Origin of the sequence: Metabacillus crassostreae (assembly GCF_016908395.1) — a bacterium.
Lineage (GTDB): Bacteria > Bacillota > Bacilli > Bacillales > Bacillaceae > Metabacillus > Metabacillus crassostreae.
In genome coordinates this window covers 1-16,500 of sequence record NZ_JAFBDU010000010.1, presented here as the reverse complement: position 1 = coordinate 16,500, position 16,500 = coordinate 1, and the positions used below count along the sequence as shown (strand labels likewise).

The 16,500-nt window shown below is 35.7% G+C and carries 15 protein-coding genes; 13 read left to right on the top strand and 2 right to left on the bottom strand.

Annotated features, from left to right (window positions below; all coding sequences use genetic code 11):
* The first annotated feature begins 445 nt into the window (after positions 1-445).
* The 3 genes from uvrB (at position 446) to JOC75_RS20620 (ending at position 6,382) form a co-directional block, all read left to right on the top strand.
* Positions 446-2,431 carry an excinuclease ABC subunit UvrB gene (gene uvrB / locus JOC75_RS20630; RefSeq protein WP_204955861.1) on the top strand — a complete coding sequence of 662 codons (1,986 nt, stop codon included), beginning with the start codon at positions 446-448 and terminating at the stop codon, positions 2,429-2,431.
* Between the two features lie 7 nt (positions 2,432-2,438).
* Positions 2,439-5,312, top strand: coding sequence for an excinuclease ABC subunit UvrA (uvrA, locus tag JOC75_RS20625; protein ID WP_204955860.1), 2,874 nt, complete (start codon positions 2,439-2,441; stop codon positions 5,310-5,312).
* A 170-nt stretch (positions 5,313-5,482) separates the two neighbouring features.
* Positions 5,483-6,382, top strand: a complete 900-nt coding sequence (locus tag JOC75_RS20620) for a GNAT family N-acetyltransferase (protein WP_204955859.1) — start codon at positions 5,483-5,485, stop codon at positions 6,380-6,382.
* A 350-nt stretch (positions 6,383-6,732) separates the two neighbouring features.
* Here JOC75_RS20620 and JOC75_RS20615 read toward each other — a convergent pair whose 3' ends face one another.
* Positions 6,733-6,891, bottom strand: a complete 159-nt coding sequence (locus JOC75_RS20615) for a hypothetical protein (protein ID WP_204955858.1) — start codon at positions 6,889-6,891, stop codon at positions 6,733-6,735.
* Positions 6,892-7,050: 159 nt separating this feature from the next.
* Here JOC75_RS20615 and JOC75_RS20610 point away from each other — a divergent pair, with 159 nt between their 5' ends.
* The 5 genes from JOC75_RS20610 (at position 7,051) to JOC75_RS20590 (ending at position 10,711) form a co-directional block, all read left to right on the top strand.
* Positions 7,051-7,374, top strand: coding sequence for a magnetosome magnetite crystal formation protein family (locus JOC75_RS20610; RefSeq protein WP_204955857.1), 324 nt, complete (start codon positions 7,051-7,053; stop codon positions 7,372-7,374).
* Between the two features lie 31 nt (positions 7,375-7,405).
* Positions 7,406-8,491: a DUF4097 family beta strand repeat-containing protein gene (locus JOC75_RS20605; RefSeq protein WP_204955856.1), complete on the top strand. Its 1,086-nt coding sequence runs from the start codon at positions 7,406-7,408 to the stop codon at positions 8,489-8,491.
* 29 nt (positions 8,492-8,520) lie between these two features.
* On the top strand, positions 8,521-8,718 hold the full coding sequence (locus JOC75_RS20600) for a PspC domain-containing protein (protein WP_204955855.1): 198 nt from the start codon (positions 8,521-8,523) through the stop codon (positions 8,716-8,718).
* Between the two features lies 1 nt (position 8,719).
* Positions 8,720-9,082, top strand: coding sequence for a phage holin family protein (locus JOC75_RS20595; protein ID WP_146947742.1), 363 nt, complete (start codon positions 8,720-8,722; stop codon positions 9,080-9,082).
* 105 nt (positions 9,083-9,187) lie between these two features.
* Positions 9,188-10,711: a metallophosphoesterase gene (locus tag JOC75_RS20590; RefSeq protein WP_204955854.1), complete on the top strand. Its 1,524-nt coding sequence runs from the start codon at positions 9,188-9,190 to the stop codon at positions 10,709-10,711.
* A 41-nt stretch (positions 10,712-10,752) separates the two neighbouring features.
* Here JOC75_RS20590 and JOC75_RS20585 read toward each other — a convergent pair whose 3' ends face one another.
* Positions 10,753-11,442, bottom strand: a complete 690-nt coding sequence (locus JOC75_RS20585) for an N-acetylmuramoyl-L-alanine amidase (RefSeq protein WP_239589604.1) — start codon at positions 11,440-11,442, stop codon at positions 10,753-10,755.
* Positions 11,443-11,841: 399 nt separating this feature from the next.
* Here JOC75_RS20585 and hprK point away from each other — a divergent pair, with 399 nt between their 5' ends.
* The 5 genes from hprK to JOC75_RS20560 all read left to right on the top strand — a co-directional run bounded on the left by hprK (position 11,842) and on the right by JOC75_RS20560 (position 15,994).
* Entirely contained in the window at positions 11,842-12,777 is a 936-nt protein-coding gene (hprK, locus tag JOC75_RS20580) for an HPr(Ser) kinase/phosphatase (RefSeq protein ID WP_204955852.1), read from the top strand.
* A 251-nt stretch (positions 12,778-13,028) separates the two neighbouring features.
* Positions 13,029-13,847 carry a prolipoprotein diacylglyceryl transferase gene (lgt, locus tag JOC75_RS20575; RefSeq protein ID WP_204955851.1) on the top strand — a complete coding sequence of 273 codons (819 nt, stop codon included), beginning with the start codon at positions 13,029-13,031 and terminating at the stop codon, positions 13,845-13,847.
* Positions 13,848-13,886: 39 nt separating this feature from the next.
* On the top strand, positions 13,887-14,834 hold the full coding sequence (locus tag JOC75_RS20570; RefSeq protein WP_204955850.1) for a nucleoside recognition domain-containing protein: 948 nt from the start codon (positions 13,887-13,889) through the stop codon (positions 14,832-14,834).
* The gene (gene ppaX, locus JOC75_RS20565; protein WP_204955849.1) at positions 14,824-15,465 is read left to right on the top strand and encodes a pyrophosphatase PpaX; all 642 of its coding nucleotides are present in this window, start codon (positions 14,824-14,826) and stop codon (positions 15,463-15,465) included. The genes JOC75_RS20570 and ppaX overlap by 11 nt, the downstream gene beginning before the upstream one ends.
* Before the next feature lies 1 nt (position 15,466).
* Complete coding sequence (locus JOC75_RS20560; RefSeq protein ID WP_204955848.1) at positions 15,467-15,994, top strand: acyltransferase; 528 nt, start codon at positions 15,467-15,469, stop codon at positions 15,992-15,994.
* Positions 15,995-16,500: the final 506 nt, after the last annotated feature.

The window sequence follows — 16,500 nt, the reverse complement described above, 5'->3', positions numbered from 1 at the left end:
GCTGAATATTTTTTAGAGAGGTGTGTTCAAAGGGAGAACCCTCAGGCACGCAGCATATGAGGAGGATCCCTATGAAACAATGAACTACATTTTTTGCCCGCGGAAAGCAAGTTTCTGGAGCGAAATGAAACGGACTCGTTACTATCTAAAAATTATAATTAACCTGGCAAGAAATTCACATTCAAAAAAACAATGCGAACTTTAGTTCGTATTTTTAGTCATTTAATATAAAATTATGGTAATATGTAGATAATTAAGGCTCTTTTCTTAAAGATTGCTTCCATTTGACCTAGTTATGCCGTGGAAACACTTTTTTATAGAATTAAAGTGACTAATCAAACCAGAAAAGATGCCACTAGATGGTATACAATGCAGTTTACTTAGAGTTGCTAAATCGAACAATGTGTCCGAAAATAACCTTATTGAAACGAATGGAGGCTTATGCGTGAGCGAGCAATTTGAATTAGTCTCAAAATACAAACCAGAAGGTGATCAGCCTAAGGCGATTACTTCGTTAGTTGAAGGAATACAGCAGGGGAAAAAACATCAAACATTACTAGGAGCAACAGGAACAGGTAAAACCTTTACTGTATCAAATGTAATTAAAGAGGTTAATAAACCTACACTCGTTATTGCTCATAATAAAACATTAGCAGGGCAGCTTTATAGCGAGTTCAAGGATTTCTTCCCTAACAATGCTGTTGAGTATTTTGTTAGCTACTATGATTATTATCAGCCAGAGGCATATGTTCCACAAACAGATACATTTATTGAAAAAGATTCAAGTATAAATGATGAAATCGATAAACTTCGTCACTCAGCTACTTCATCACTATTTGAACGTAAAGATGTTATTATCATTGCTAGTGTTTCTTGTATTTATGGTCTTGGTTCTCCAGAAGAATATAAAGAGCTTGTTGTTTCATTAAGAACAGGTATGGAAATTGAGAGAAACCAACTATTACGAAAGCTGGTTGATGTTCAATATGAACGAAACGATATTGATTTTCGTAGAGGAACATTTCGAGTACGTGGTGATGTTGTAGAGATTTTCCCAGTATCACGTGATGAACAATGTATTCGAGTTGAATTTTTTGGTGATGAAATTGATCGAATCCGTGAAGTTGATGCGTTAACAGGTGAAATTTTAGGAGAACGCGAGCATGTTGCGATTTTCCCAGCATCTCACTTCGTTACCCGAGAAGAAAAAATGGAAAAGGCAATTGTGAATATTGAAGCAGAGCTTGAGGAGCGATTAGAGGTTTTACGAGAAAATGGGAAGCTTCTTGAAGCACAGCGCCTTGAACAAAGAACAAGATATGATCTAGAAATGATGAGAGAGATGGGCTTTTGCTCTGGAATCGAGAACTATTCCCGTCATTTAACATTGCGACCATCAGGATCAACGCCATATACGCTGATCGATTTCTTTCCTGATGATTTTCTAATTGTGGTTGACGAATCACATGTTACCCTTCCACAAATTAGAGGGATGTTTAATGGTGACCAAGCACGAAAACAGGTTTTAGTAGATCATGGCTTTCGTTTGCCATCAGCGATGGATAACCGCCCACTTCGGTTCGAGGAATTTGAAAAGCATTTACATAATATTCTTTATGTTTCTGCGACACCAGGTCCATATGAGATGGATCATTCACCTGAGATGATCGAGCAAATTATCCGACCAACTGGATTACTTGATCCAACAATTGATGTTCGTCCGATTGAAGGTCAAATTGATGATTTAATCGGTGAAATTCATGATCGAGTTGAGAAAAATCAACGTGTGTTAATTACAACTCTAACGAAGAAAATGTCTGAAGATCTAAGCAGCTATTTAAAGGAGCTTGGGATAAAGGTAAATTATCTTCATTCAGAAATTAAAACGTTAGAGAGAATTGAAATTATTCGTGAGCTTCGATTAGGTAAATATGATGTGCTTATTGGAATCAACCTTTTAAGAGAGGGTTTAGATATTCCCGAGGTCTCGCTAGTCGCAATTCTTGATGCAGATAAAGAAGGTTTTTTACGTTCTGAGCGTTCACTCATTCAAACAATCGGTCGTGCAGCACGTAACTCTGAAGGTCATGTAATTATGTATGCGAATAAAATTACAAAATCGATGGAAATTGCGATGAATGAAACACAGCGTCGTCGTGAAATTCAAGAAGAGTACAATAGAAAGCATGGAGTTACTCCAAAAACAATCCAAAAAGAAATTCGTGATGTTATTCGTGCAACAATGGCTGCTGAATCAACTGAAGAATATGATGCACCGATTTCAAATAAATTAGCGAAATTAACGAAAAAAGAACGTGAAAAAGTAATAGAAGGAATGGAAATAGAAATGAAAGAAGCAGCAAAAGCATTAAACTTTGAACGTGCTGCAGAATTACGTGATTTAATTTTAGAGTTAAAAGCAGAGGGGTGAAACGAGGATGGCAATGGAACATATAATTGTGAAGGGAGCACGTGCTCACAATTTAAAAAATATTGATGTAACCATACCGCGTGATAAGCTTGTCGTCTTAACAGGATTATCAGGTTCAGGGAAATCGTCATTAGCTTTTGATACGATTTATGCAGAAGGTCAACGACGATATGTTGAATCATTATCAGCATATGCACGTCAATTTTTAGGTCAAATGGATAAGCCTGATGTTGATGCAATAGAAGGTTTATCACCTGCGATTTCAATCGATCAAAAAACAACAAGTAGAAATCCACGTTCAACTGTTGGGACAGTAACAGAAGTGTATGATTATTTACGACTTTTATTTGCGCGTGTTGGTCGTCCAACTTGTCCAATTCATGGCATTGAAATCACATCACAAACGATTGAGCAAATGGTCGATCGAATTCTCGAATATCCTGATCGAACAAAGCTTCAGGTCTTATCTCCAATTGTTTCAGGACGAAAGGGAACACATGTGAAGGTTTTTGAGGATATTAAAAAGCAAGGCTATGTACGAGTAAGAATTGATGGTGAAATGCAGGAGCTTTCAGAAGAAATCTCATTAGAAAAAAATAAAAAGCATTCAATTGAAGTTGTTATCGATCGTATTGTTGTCAAAGAAGGTGTAGCATCTCGTTTAGCTGATTCATTAGAAGCTGCACTTCGTCTTGGTGAAGGCAAGGTTATGATCGATGTAATGGGGGAAGAAGAACTTCTTTTTAGTGAACACCATGCCTGTCCACAATGTGGTTTTTCAATCGGTGAGCTTGAGCCAAGAATGTTTTCATTTAACAGTCCTTTCGGCGCATGTCCTGGCTGTGATGGTTTGGGTTCAAAGCTAGAAGTTGATTTAGATCTTGTTCTTCCAAATAAAGATTTAACTTTAAAACAGCATGCCATCGCACCATGGGAGCCAACAAGCTCACAATATTATCCACAAATGCTTGAAGCTGTTTGTAATCATTACGGAATTGATATGGATATTCCCGTGAAGGATCTTCCAAATCATATGATGGATAAAATATTATTTGGTAGTGATGGAGAAGAAATCTATTTCCGTTATGAAAATGATTTTGGCCAAATTCGTGAAAATTACATACAATTTGAAGGTGTAGTCAGTAATGTAGAACGTCGTTACAAAGAAACAAGCTCAGATTTTATTCGTGAGCAAATGGAAAAATATATGGGTCAGCAAGATTGCCCAACATGTAAAGGACATCGTCTTAAAAAAGAATCGTTAGCGGTGTTAATCCAAGGAAATCATATTGGTGAAATAACAAAGCTGTCAGTTCAAGATTCCTTATCATTTTTTCATTCCCTTTCACTTACGAAAAAAGAAATGACCATTGCGAACTTAATTTTAAAAGAAATAAGTGAGAGATTAGGTTTCTTAAATAATGTTGGTCTTGATTATTTAACATTAAATCGAGCAGCTGGAACACTGTCAGGTGGAGAAGCACAGCGTATTCGCCTTGCCACTCAAATTGGCTCACGCTTAACAGGTGTTTTATATATCCTTGATGAACCATCGATTGGTTTACATCAACGTGATAATGACCGATTAATTCAAACACTGCAAAATATGCGGGATATTGGGAACACACTTATCGTTGTCGAGCATGATGAAGATACAATGATGGCTGCTGATTATTTAATCGATATTGGACCTGGTGCTGGAATTCATGGTGGACAAGTTATCTCTGCAGGTACACCTGAGGAAGTAATGAATGATGAAAATTCCTTAACAGGACAATATTTAGTAGGACGTAAATTTATCCCTCTACCATATGAACGAAGAAAACCGGATGGTCGGTTTATCGAAATTAAAGGTGCAAAAGAAAATAACTTAAATAATGTAAGTGTGAAATTCCCACTTGGAACGTTTATTTCAGTTACTGGTGTATCGGGTTCTGGGAAAAGTACATTAGTTAATGAAATTCTTCATAAATCACTGGCACAAAAACTGCATAAAGCAAAAGCTAAGCCTGGTGAGCATAAAGAGGTTAAAGGAATAGAATATCTAGAAAAGGTTATTGATATTGATCAATCTCCAATCGGGAGAACACCCCGATCGAATCCAGCAACATATACTGGAGTATTCGATGACATTCGCGATGTGTTCGCGACAACAAATGAAGCAAAAGTACGAGGTTATAAAAAAGGTCGCTTTAGCTTTAATGTAAAAGGTGGACGTTGTGAAGCCTGTCGTGGAGATGGAATCATTAAAATTGAAATGCACTTCTTGCCTGATGTGTATGTTCCTTGTGAAGTATGTCATGGTAAAAGATATAACCGTGAAACACTTGAAGTCACATATAAAGGAAAAAACATTTCTGATATTCTTGAAATGACTGTTGAGGATTCTGTTAGTTTCTTTGAAAATATTCCAAAAATCAAACGTAAACTACAAACCATTTATGATGTTGGATTAGGATATATTACACTTGGACAACCAGCTACAACTCTTTCAGGTGGGGAAGCGCAAAGGGTTAAGCTGGCATCAGAATTACACAGACGATCAACAGGTCGCTCATTATATATTTTAGATGAACCAACAACAGGCTTACATGTTGACGATATTGCACGTCTTCTAAAAGTACTACAACGATTAGTTGATAATGGTGATACCGTTCTAGTTATTGAACATAATTTAGATGTGATTAAAGCGGCAGACTATCTTGTTGATTTAGGTCCTGAAGGTGGAGACAAAGGTGGCCAAATTATCGGAGTCGGAACACCAGAAGATATTATGAACAATGAAAAATCCTATACAGGAAAGTATCTAAAACCTGTCATTGAAAGAGACCGTGAACGGATGCGAAAGCTTGTAAAAGAAAAAGAAGAAGTAACACAATAATAGATAATTATGCAAAAAACTACTCTTGATTTAGCAGGAGTAGTTTTTTTACTTACTGAAGTGTTACCTTTTAAATAGTTACAGTAATAAGAAGACAAAGATTGAAATGTAAATTAAACTAAAGTTAAAAAGGATTTTGGTTGCGCATTTTATTTTAAAGGATGATTGATATGGAAGCTATTGCTTTAACACATGTGTATAGAGAGAACTTCATTGCGTACTGCAAGAAATATCGAAAAGATGTTGATGATTCCTTCTTATATGATGAAGATTTAAGAGATTTTGAACTCAACGATGATAACCCTACTTACGTTATTCTAAATCAGGAAAGAGAAATTATTGCTGCTGCCTCCTTAATGATTGATGAATACAATAAACGAGGGAAAAAAGCTCGTTTTCGACTCTTTCATTCTGAAGTAGATGATTTTAGCTACTACAGCTCACTTTTAGAGAAGGTTCTGCTACATACAAAGGGCTTGGATAAGGTATTCCTTTTTATTAATCTCGAAAATGAAAAATTAATGAATACAATGAAAAAATTGAATTTCACAATAGAAAGATATTCATTTGTTCTTGTAAGAGAAAATACAGAGGTGGAAGAGCCAGCATACTCCACTGAATACACCGTTAGAGATTTTAGACAGGGAAAAGATGAGGAAGTTTGGTGTAAGGTTAGAAATGATGGCTTTGCGAAGCTTCAAGGAAATGAAACACCAATTGATCGAGAGAATGTAGCGAAGATGCTTTCAAGTGAAGACTATCTAGAAGGTGGAATGAAAATTCTCTATCATCAAGAAAAACCTGTTGGAGTTGTGAGGTGTACGGATGATGTTTACCTTAATGAACCAACAATGAATATAGGACCTATCAGCATCCTTCCTGATTATCAAGGAAAGGGGCTAGGTAGGAATTTACTAAGAACTGCACTCAAATTTGCGCAAAAACAATTCTATAAAAAAACAATATTATGCGTGAATGCTGAAAATGATCATGCCAAAAAACTATATGTTCAAGAAGGCTTTAAACAGGTTGAAGCAGTGGCTTGTTTTAAGTATGATCTATCAGTGTAAGGTGACTGAGTGTAAAAAAGCGTAGTAGTCAATTAATCTATGAGATATTTTAAAGAGCAACGTCGATATTACGTTGTTCCATATATTAGTTAGGGCTATGTTAAAGCTCTTCTAAATGTTAATTTTCAACACTCTGTTGATTGTAGCGGAAGACGTGAGACTCCTGCGGGAATGCGAGTCAAAGGGAGACCCCACAGGCGCTCGCGCCGAGGAGGCTCCCGAACCGCCCGCGGAAAGCGAACGTCTGCAGCGGAAAGAAACAGCCAAATTTAGAAGCTATATAAAAATTATACATGTTTTATATAAAAATAATCTAAGTAAAATGTATATAGAGAAATACTCAGCTACCTCTACGACGAATGGTGTGTCTGCAGCACTTCTTCAGCTTTTTCCTTTGAATGAAGTATCGAGTAGCTTGCACGATATCCCTTTTCTATTAATGGGTGTACAAGTTCAGCAAAAGCCGAATCATCTCCAGTTCGAACTCGTTTTATTAATTCTTTTTCCATAAAAGGCAACTCCCTTTGTTCTAGTACTTAATAGGCGTATATACTTTTCATTTGGATGCATATTTTCGAAAAAAATAAATCACTTTCTGGAAAACTCCGCCAGTTTATTGAAACCTCTTTTATCCTTCATCCGTATTAAGAGTAAGGGAGAGTGAAGTAATGGATAAAACAAATAAGATAATAGCATCATTAAATTACTTTAGTGTGTTTTTTGCACCGTTTTTGTTACCGATAGCAGTTTACTTTATCGTTGATCATCATGAAGTTAAAGAACATGCGAAAAAGGCCTTGATTTCACATATAGTTCCATTTCTCTCAATTATTGCACTAATCGTAACTGTTGTATTTAGCGGGTTTTCAAATCCATCAGAAGCAGTAATGTTAACTGTCTTTTTTGGAGGTATTTTAGTCGTTGGAATAATCAATCTGATCGTTTTTATTTGGAATATTGTTAAAGGAATTAAACTATTAATGACTGTATAACAGAGAAAAATATAAACTGAGGAGAATGAACATGAAAGAACAAAAAATAAGAATTTTAAAACTTGTTGAAGAGGGTAAGCTATCTGCAACTGAAGCACTTTCTTTAATCGAATCATTAGAAAGTGAAAAGCAAGAAAAAGAAGCAAAGCTAACTGCGTTATCAACAGAAGTTATCAATCAGGGTGAACAGCAAAAAAGTGAACATCAAGAAACAAATGATTTTAAGCAATCATTAGGAACAAAATTAATGGACTGGGTTGATACAGCTGTTAAAAAAGTAAAGGAAATTGATCTTGATATAAATTTTGGGAAATCAATTGATCTTCAGCACATTTTTCAATTTCCAGGAGCAGCCTTTCATGACATAGATATTAACGTTCCTAATGGAAGCGTAAGTATCCAGCCTTGGGGTGATCAAGATATTCGAGTTGAATGTGATGCAAAGGTGTATCGAGTAGAAAATAATGAACAAGCAAGAGAGACATTTTTATCAAGCATTGACTGCACAGTTGAGGGAAATCGCTTCATTTTCTTCACTGAGAAAAAAACATTAAAATTGAACTTAACTGTAAAGGTCCCAGAGCAGTTATACGAAAATATAAAGGTGAAATTGTTTAATGGTCCAATAAGAGGGGAAAATCTACATGTAGAGAGTTTAAAAGCGAAAACGGCAAATGGAGTTGTCTCATTTTCATCTATTACTGCTAAAAAAGCTGAATATGAAACAGCAAATGGGCAAATTATGCTTGCAAACTCAAAATATGAAAAGCTTGCTGCAGAAACAATAAGTGGAATTATTGAATTTGACGGAGTAGTTGAACGAGCTGATATTCAAAGCTTTAATGGAAACCTTATGATCAAGGTTAAAGATCATGCTTGTGAAACACTATATGCAAAAACAACAACAGGAAACATCGAAATTCTTTTACCAGAAGAAAGTAGGCTAGTAGGTGATTTGAAATCGAATTTAGGTGCTGTTTCAACACTATTGAAGGATGTTGAAATTTCATATGAAAAAAGTGATACGATCCAAAAGGAATTAAGGTTTAGAACATCAAAGGAACCTACGTTAACTTTATTTGCAGATTCTAAAACAGGATCTATTGTCGTTAAGTAATTCAACAAGAAATTAAGGGTGAAAATACAATGAAAAGTTTATACAGATCAACAAGTAATCGAAAACTATCAGGAGTGCTTGGTGGTTTATCAGAATATTTAGGCATGGATGCTTCTTTACTCCGAATATTGTTTGTGATAGTAGGGGTTTTTACAGCATTTCTTCCATTAGCAATCATTTATGTCGCGTGGATCTTTCTAGTTCCGGAAGAATCGGAAGTTAGTTGATATGGTGAAATGGATTGTAAGTATTCTTGTTAATGCATTAATTTTAATAGTTGTTGCTGGCTTTTTTGATTCATTCCATTTAAGTGGTATTGGAGCAGCACTTGGAGCCAGCTTTATTTTGTCTGTTCTAAATGTACTAATCAAACCATTTTTAATTTTACTTACATTACCTGTAACAGTCCTAACACTTGGATTATTTCTGTTTGTCATAAATGCCATCACCTTAATGATAACAGAAGGATTAATGGGGGATTCTTTCGTAATAGAAGGATTTGGTACAGCGTTAATTGCTGCTATCTTTATCTCTTTGTTACATCTAATGATTCAAAAGGGAATCGTTGAGCCGATGAAGAAAAGCAAATGATAATATGATCATTGGTGAGACGATCCTCACTTTTTGTCGAACGTAACATTTTGTTTAATCTTATATTCTTAAACACCCTGTACATACTATTAATGGGTGAATAGTATGGACAATAAGAAACTTAGAAAAACAGTACTTCTTTTATTCTGGTTCACAATTCTTGTACCAATGATTTTTCCTTCAACAAAAGCTGTAAGTCATTCAGTTAACTCTTCGAAAATTAAATATAGTGCTGCACAAAGCTACTATCATACACATCGGTATTTATCCACAAATAAGAAACATATGAAAATAAGTGAAAATGCTACAAAAACAGAGCCGCCTAAAAAGTTCAACCCTTTAGGTGAGATAGAGTTTTCAAAAGAGAAATATCATTCATTGCTTCAAAAAAATAGTGAAGAAAATGAAACACACGCTGTTTCCAAATTTCCTTATCACAGATTTGATGTAAGAGTTGAAGCAGATATTCAACCTTCAGATATGCTATCACTTCATTGGGAAGGAAAGTCGCTTTCTGGAAGGCAGGTAACCATGTATGCTTGGAATCTGAATGAAGATAAGTGGGTAGCGGTAGATCAAAAAGTAGCGGGTGAAACTAAATTTGAACTAAATGGGACAATTACTGCAGATCAATATGTAGAAAATAATAAAGTTAGTGTGATTGTTCAAGATCAAGTATTACCTTCATCAAAAGGCTATGATTATTCTTTTGTTTGGATGACAGATACTCAATATTATGCACAAGATCATCCGGCGATTTTTAAATCAATAACAGAATGGATTGCACAAAATAAAGATGTAATGAACATTAAATATATCTTCCATTCTGGTGATATTGTTAATAAAGGCAAAGAAGAACAGCAATGGAGCAGAGCTAGTGCACATATGAACACATTAGATGTGGCAAAAATTCCATATGGTGTTTTACCTGGAAATCATGATGAAGGAGATCATTTAGCCTATTATACACAATATTTCGGGAAATCTAGATTTCAGAATAAAGATTATTATGGAGGATCATATGAAAATAATCGAGGTCATTATGACTTAATTTCTGTGGACGGAAAAGATTATGTTTTTGTTTATATGGGCTGGGATGTAGAGGACAAGGATATTGAGTGGATGAATGATGTGCTTCAGCAGTATTCAGATCGAACCGCAATTTTATCACTGCATAGTTATTTAGAGAAAAACGGAAAACGAAACAGAGAAGGAAATAAAATATATGAAAAAGTTGTGATGACCAACAAAAATGTTGTTGCTGTGCTGAGTGGTCATTATCACGGCAGTAAGCACAGAGTTGATGAAATCGATGATAACCAAGATGGAATTGTTGATCGAACGGTGTATCAACTGCTTGCTGATTATCAAAAAGCACCAAATGGAGGCAACGGATTTATTAGGCTGCTTCATTTTGATAAAGAAACAAACACAATTGATGTTCAAACCTATTCACCATATGTTAATCAATATTCCTACTATGATCCGATAAAGCATCCAGATAAAGATCAATTTACGATGAATATTGATCTGCAACAAGCTAAAAAGATGATCTCAACAACTTTATTTGAGGTTAATGTTTACAAAAAGATTGATGGCTTTAAAGTGGCGGAATCAGCTGCTTATTAAAAATAGGGTCAGACCCCCATTGTGGAGTCTGACCCTGTTTACTATTCATTAACAACAATCGTATCATAGCCCTTTTTCTTAAGCTCTTTTGCTAGGTTTATGGCATGCTGTTTTTGTGCAAATGCACCTACTTGGACTTTATATAGTGTTGAAGTAGGTGTTTTCTTTTTCTTTTTTAACGAATAATAGGAGGCAATACCACTAGCTATGGCTTTTGCACATAATGCTCTATAAGCGTCTGTACGAAGTAGTGCTGCTTCTACCTTGTTGGTCATAAAACCACATTCACATAAAATGGCTGTCATCTTTGTTTTTTCTAAAACATAAAAATCAGCAGTTTTTACTCCACGATTTTTTCGCTTTGTTTCTTGTATAAGCGCTTCTTGAACTTTTACTGCTAACTCAGCCGCCTCTTTAGGCTTTGTTTGATAAATAAATGTTTCAATTCCTTCAGCGGATGTCCATACCCTTCCATTTCCATGTGCATTAGCGTGAATCGACACAAACAAATCAACATTCGCAGAATTTGCTCTACTTGTTCTAACATGTAATGAAACATCACTAGAATCAGAATGTGAGAACATGACTGAAACTCCCTCAAACAACATCAAAAGCTCCTTTAATTTACTCGCAACCGCCGAATTAAACTCATACTCCTTCATCCCATCCACAGTTCTCTTACCTGGCGTATCTTTTCCATGCCCCGCATCAATCATAATTTTCACCCACATTCCCCTCCTTTTGTATAGAACGTAATAATTATCGTTCACATCTATATAGGAACTTACCTATACAGAGTAGCGTTAAAACAAACTCATATTTGTAACTGAAAATTAGCACCAATACTTCAAAATGTAAGACTATAAAAATAGAATGTGGAATAATAAACAAGATAAAACAACTTCTATTTTTGTTTATAACACTCTAATGCTAAAATGGACTTAGAGTTATGTAAGTTTTTAAAAAAGGCTGTTTCGTTAAAGTGTGATCATTATAATATCCGCAACAGCAAAATGGAACGGATAAGTTAAGAGCAAACAAACTATTTATTCAAAAAACAGCACTATGCAAAGTAAACAAGACATTAACCCAACTGTCTAATGCTCTTGTTATAAAGGAGGATATATATTGTGGCAAAAGTTCGCACAAAAGATTTAATCGATAAATTTAGCATGGAACTAATTAGTGGTGAAGAAGGAATAAATCGACCAATTACAACAAGTGATTTGTCACGACCAGGAATTGAAATGGCTGGTTTCTTTACATATTATCCAAAAGAAAGAGTTCAATTACTTGGTAAAACAGAACTTTCATTTTTTCATCAGCTTTCAAATCAAGAGAAAAAGCATCGTATGGACGAATTATGTACAGATGTGACACCTGCAATTATTTTATCAAGAGAATTAGAAGCACCAAAAGAATTACTTGAAGCTTCAGAAAGATCGGGTGTTGCCGTATTACGTTCACCTATGAAAACAACAAGACTTTCAAGTCATTTAACGAACTTTCTTGAAGGAAAGCTAGCTCCAACAACTGCCGTTCATGGAGTATTAGTTGATATTTATGGTGTTGGTGTGTTAATCATCGGTAAAAGTGGTGTTGGTAAAAGTGAAACAGCTCTTGAATTAGTGAAACGCGGACACCGTTTAGTAGCAGATGATTGTGTTGAAATTCGTCAAGAAGATCAAGATACATTAATAGGTAGTGCACCAGAGCTTATTGAACATTTATTAGAAATTCGTGGGTTAGGAATTATTAATGTGATGACGTTATTTGGAGCAGGTGCTGTTCGCAGCTTTAAACGAATCACATTAGTGATTAATCTTGAGCTCTGGGATCAAAACAAGCAATATGATCGTCTTGGTTTAGAAGAAGATAAGATGAGAATAATTGATACTGATGTAACGAAGTTAACAGTTCCTGTTCGTCCTGGACGAAATCTGGCGGTTATTATCGAGGTTGCTGCAATGAACTTCCGTCTGAAGCGCATGGGTGTAAATGCGGCTGAGCAATTCACTAGTAAGCTTGCTGGTGTGATTGGAGATGGAGATCAAGAAGAGGAATAAACCTTACATCTAAGAGGAAAAGCTTCAAGACTATCTGCAGAGCTATTCCTTTTTAGTCACTAAAAGCAACATGTTTTGAGAAATAGCTATAAGAAGAATTGTGGAATCGGTATAATACCGATTCCATTAATAATGAATAAACACAGTGTTAAATTTTCATTAATATTACCACGTCAAAAGGAAAATGTTGTATGGTAATAAGGGGAAAGTACTTACATAAAAAGTGAAAAAATGTATTGGGAGATGAAGATATGGAAGATAGTATAAAGCCTATTAATCCCGTATTTCTAGACTTAGGTCCAATTCAAGTCCATTGGTATGGAGTGATTATTGGCTTAGGAGCTTTACTGGGTCTTTGGATTGCGATGAGAGAAAGTGAAAGACGTGGATTACATAAAGATACCTTTGTCGATTTAGTACTATTTGCGATTCCAATTGCTATTCTTGGAGCAAGAGCTTACTATGTCATTTTTCAATGGGATTATTACTCGCAAAATCCAGGAGATATATTTAAAATATGGAATGGTGGTTTAGCGATACACGGTGGATTAATTGCTGCCTTCATTACAGGTGCTGTTTTTGCACGTGTTCGCAAAATTTCTTTCTGGAAGCTAGCTGATATTGGTGCACCAAGTATTATTCTTGGTCAGGCAATTGGTCGTTGGGGGAATTTTATAAACCAGGAAGCACATGGTGGTGCTGTGACAAGAGAATTTCTAGAAGGACTATTTCTTCCTGAATTTATCGTGAACCAAATGTATATTAATGGCCAATATTATCACCCAACCTTTTTATATGAATCTTTATGGAGCTTAGTAGGATTCATTGGTTTAATGCTACTAAGAAAAGCAAATTTCAGAAGAGGAGAGCTTTTCTTAACGTATATTATTTGGTATTCAATCGGACGCTTCTGGGTAGAAGGATTAAGAACAGATAGCTTGATGTTAACTGAATCACTGCGTATCGCACAGGTGATATCGATTGTGTTAATACTGATTGCTGTGGCAGTAATAATCTTCCGTCGTGTGAAAGGCTATTCAAAGGAAAGATATCTAGATGTAAGTAAATAATTAGCGTAGTTTATAACATAGCAGCGAGGAGAGAGTCACATGGGGAAAAGTTTAAAAGCAGGACTTCAAGCTGGCTTTCAAACAACCTGGACATTAGGAAAGATTATTTTTCCTGTTACATTAATTGTTAGCCTGCTTCAATACACACCAATATTAGGATGGGTTGCAACATTAATTACTCCACTTATGGGGATATTTGGTTTATCAGGAGAAGCAGCGATTCCCTTAGTTATTGGAAATTTCTTAAACCTATATGCAGGTATAGGTGCGATTCTATCATTAGATTTAACTGTAAAAGAAGTATTTATTCTCGCCCTTATGCTATCTTTTTCTCACAATCTACTGATTGAATCTTCAGTAGCTGCAAAGGTAGGACTGAAGCTGTGGGTAATTCTTGCAGTTAGAATTGGTCTTGCCCTTATATCTGCATTTGTAGTGAACCTTGTATGGCAAGGTGGCGGTGAGATGGCTCAATATGGATTTGTAAGTTCCGCAGAGGTTGTGCCAAATGGTTGGCTAGAGATCATTAGTATCGCTTTACAAAAAGCTGCATTAGGGGTTGTTCAGCTTGCATTAATAGTCATCCCGTTAATGATTGCGATTCAGTATCTAAAAGATTTAGGGCTACTAAAGGTATTTACAAGGTGGATGGCACCTGTTACACGCTTTTTAGGAATGAAGGAAAATACATCAATGACATTGGTAGCAGGTCTAACGATTGGTTTAGCTTATGGAGCGGGTGTCATGATTCAAGCTGTAAAAGAAGATAATGTGAGTAAAAAGGATTTAACTTTGGCATTTATTTTCCTTGTTGCTTGTCATGCTGTTGTGGAAGATACATTAATCTTCATACCACTAGGAATTCCTGTTTTACCATTACTTATCATTCGATTAGTAGTAGCGGTTGTGTTGACAATAACGATTGCAACGATATGGCGTAAAGTGGAAGCTGCACCAAGAAGAAAGGAAGCGACTTATGAAAATTAACACTCTTTTATTCGACTTAGATGGAACCTTAATTAATACAAATGATTTGATCATTGAATCGTTTTTACATACGTTACACACGTATTATCCTGATCAATACGTAAGAGAAGACATTTTACCATTCATTGGTCCAACTCTTTACGATACATTCTCAACGATCAATCCTGAGAAAGTAGAAGAAATGATCACAGTTTATCGTAAATTTAATCATGAACAACATGATGTACTTGTTACAGAATATGAAACAGTATTTGAAACGGTTAAAGCGTTAAAAGAGCAAGGATTTAAGCTGGGAATTGTGACAACAAAAATACGTGATACCGTAAATATGGGCTTAAAGCTAACAAAGTTAGATCAGTTTTTTGATGTTGTTGTTACATTAGATGATGTCGAGAACGCTAAACCACATCCAGAGCCTGTTTTAAAGGCGTTAAAACAGCTAGGATCTTCACCAGAAGAGGCCATTATGGTAGGAGATAACCACCATGATATTGAGGCAGGGAAAAATGCTGGTACAAAAACAGCAGGAGTATCGTGGAGTGTAAAAGGTAGAGAATATATTACTAGCTACAAACCAGATTATATCTTAGAGAAAATGAGTGATTTATTACCAATTGTCGGAGAGAAATAAGTTGAGAAAAACAACTCGTTATCCAGTTACTGGAGCAAACTCTTTATGGCATGTATACAAAACAGTTCCATTTTGGAAGGTAGTCCGCAACTTTGTTGTGATTCAGCTTGCACGATATACACCATTTTTAGCTATGAAAAACTGGTTATATCGAACCTTTCTAAAAATGAAAGTAGGAGATCAAGCCTCTTTCGCATTAATGGTCATGCTTGATGTGATGTTCCCTGAAAAAATTTCTGTAGGTAAAAACACTGTAATCGGCTATAACACAACAATATTAGCTCATGAATATCTCATAAAAGAATATCGACTTGGAGATGTCGTCATTGGTGATGAAGTATTAATTGGCGCAAACTCCACAATCCTTCCAGGCGTAACAATCGGACATGGAGCCATTGTATCAGCAGGAACCCTCGTCCACAAAGATGTCCCAGAAGGAGCCTTCGTAGGCGGAAACCCAATGCAATTAATCTATACAAAAGAAGAAGTACTAAAACGCAATTTATCTACAACAGAAGATAATTCATAAATAGGACCGAACCTCTTCATCAAAGACGGTAGAAAAGGTGTTGTTTCTCCCTATCTACCCTTGAGAGAGGGGAGGTTCTTTTGTTTATTTAACAGTGCTAACGTGTTAATTTTTATAACAGATAATAGCATTAGCATTTATCTTGAGGGAAATAAGAGATTCTTTTTTCGTATGAGAGCATTCTCGTAAATTGAGTGCTAGTGGAGTCTTTTTTGACATACTTGTCCCACATGAGTTAGATTCATTTAATCTTAACAACAAAGTTCTAAAATAACTCTGAGCTTAACTATAGGCTCTTTTTGAAGGTTTTTAATCAAGTAGAGACTAGTATCTTATATGGCAAACAACCTCAACAGATTTCTGTGTATTATTGGTTTTAAAATTTGTTGCTCATAGTGGAATGGAGCGGAGGACATTTGACTCCTGCGGGTGCAGAGGAAAGGTCGAGACCCCACAGGCGAAGCCGAGGAGGCTTGACTTCCTCCCCGCGGAAAGCAAATGTCTGC

What these genes read in the sequence shown, in the direction of transcription:
- JOC75_RS20590 (WP_204955854.1), top strand. Translation starts at nt 9,188, where the DNA reads ATGGACAATAAGAAACTTAGAAAAACAGTACTTCTTTTATTCTGGTTC.
- JOC75_RS20620 (WP_204955859.1), top strand. Translation starts at nt 5,483, where the DNA reads ATGGAAGCTATTGCTTTAACACATGTGTATAGAGAGAACTTCATTGCG.
- JOC75_RS20570 (WP_204955850.1), top strand. Translation starts at nt 13,887, where the DNA reads ATGGGGAAAAGTTTAAAAGCAGGACTTCAAGCTGGCTTTCAAACAACC.
- JOC75_RS20610 (WP_204955857.1), top strand. Translation starts at nt 7,051, where the DNA reads ATGGATAAAACAAATAAGATAATAGCATCATTAAATTACTTTAGTGTG.
- JOC75_RS20615 (WP_204955858.1), bottom strand. Translation starts at nt 6,891, where the DNA reads ATGGAAAAAGAATTAATAAAACGAGTTCGAACTGGAGATGATTCGGCT.
- uvrA (WP_204955860.1), top strand. Translation starts at nt 2,439, where the DNA reads ATGGCAATGGAACATATAATTGTGAAGGGAGCACGTGCTCACAATTTA.
- JOC75_RS20585 (WP_239589604.1), bottom strand. Translation starts at nt 11,442, where the DNA reads ATGTGGGTGAAAATTATGATTGATGCGGGGCATGGAAAAGATACGCCA.
- JOC75_RS20605 (WP_204955856.1), top strand. Translation starts at nt 7,406, where the DNA reads ATGAAAGAACAAAAAATAAGAATTTTAAAACTTGTTGAAGAGGGTAAG.
- ppaX (WP_204955849.1), top strand. Translation starts at nt 14,824, where the DNA reads ATGAAAATTAACACTCTTTTATTCGACTTAGATGGAACCTTAATTAAT.
- JOC75_RS20600 (WP_204955855.1), top strand. Translation starts at nt 8,521, where the DNA reads ATGAAAAGTTTATACAGATCAACAAGTAATCGAAAACTATCAGGAGTG.
- JOC75_RS20595 (WP_146947742.1), top strand. Translation starts at nt 8,720, where the DNA reads ATGGTGAAATGGATTGTAAGTATTCTTGTTAATGCATTAATTTTAATA.
- lgt (WP_204955851.1), top strand. Translation starts at nt 13,029, where the DNA reads ATGGAAGATAGTATAAAGCCTATTAATCCCGTATTTCTAGACTTAGGT.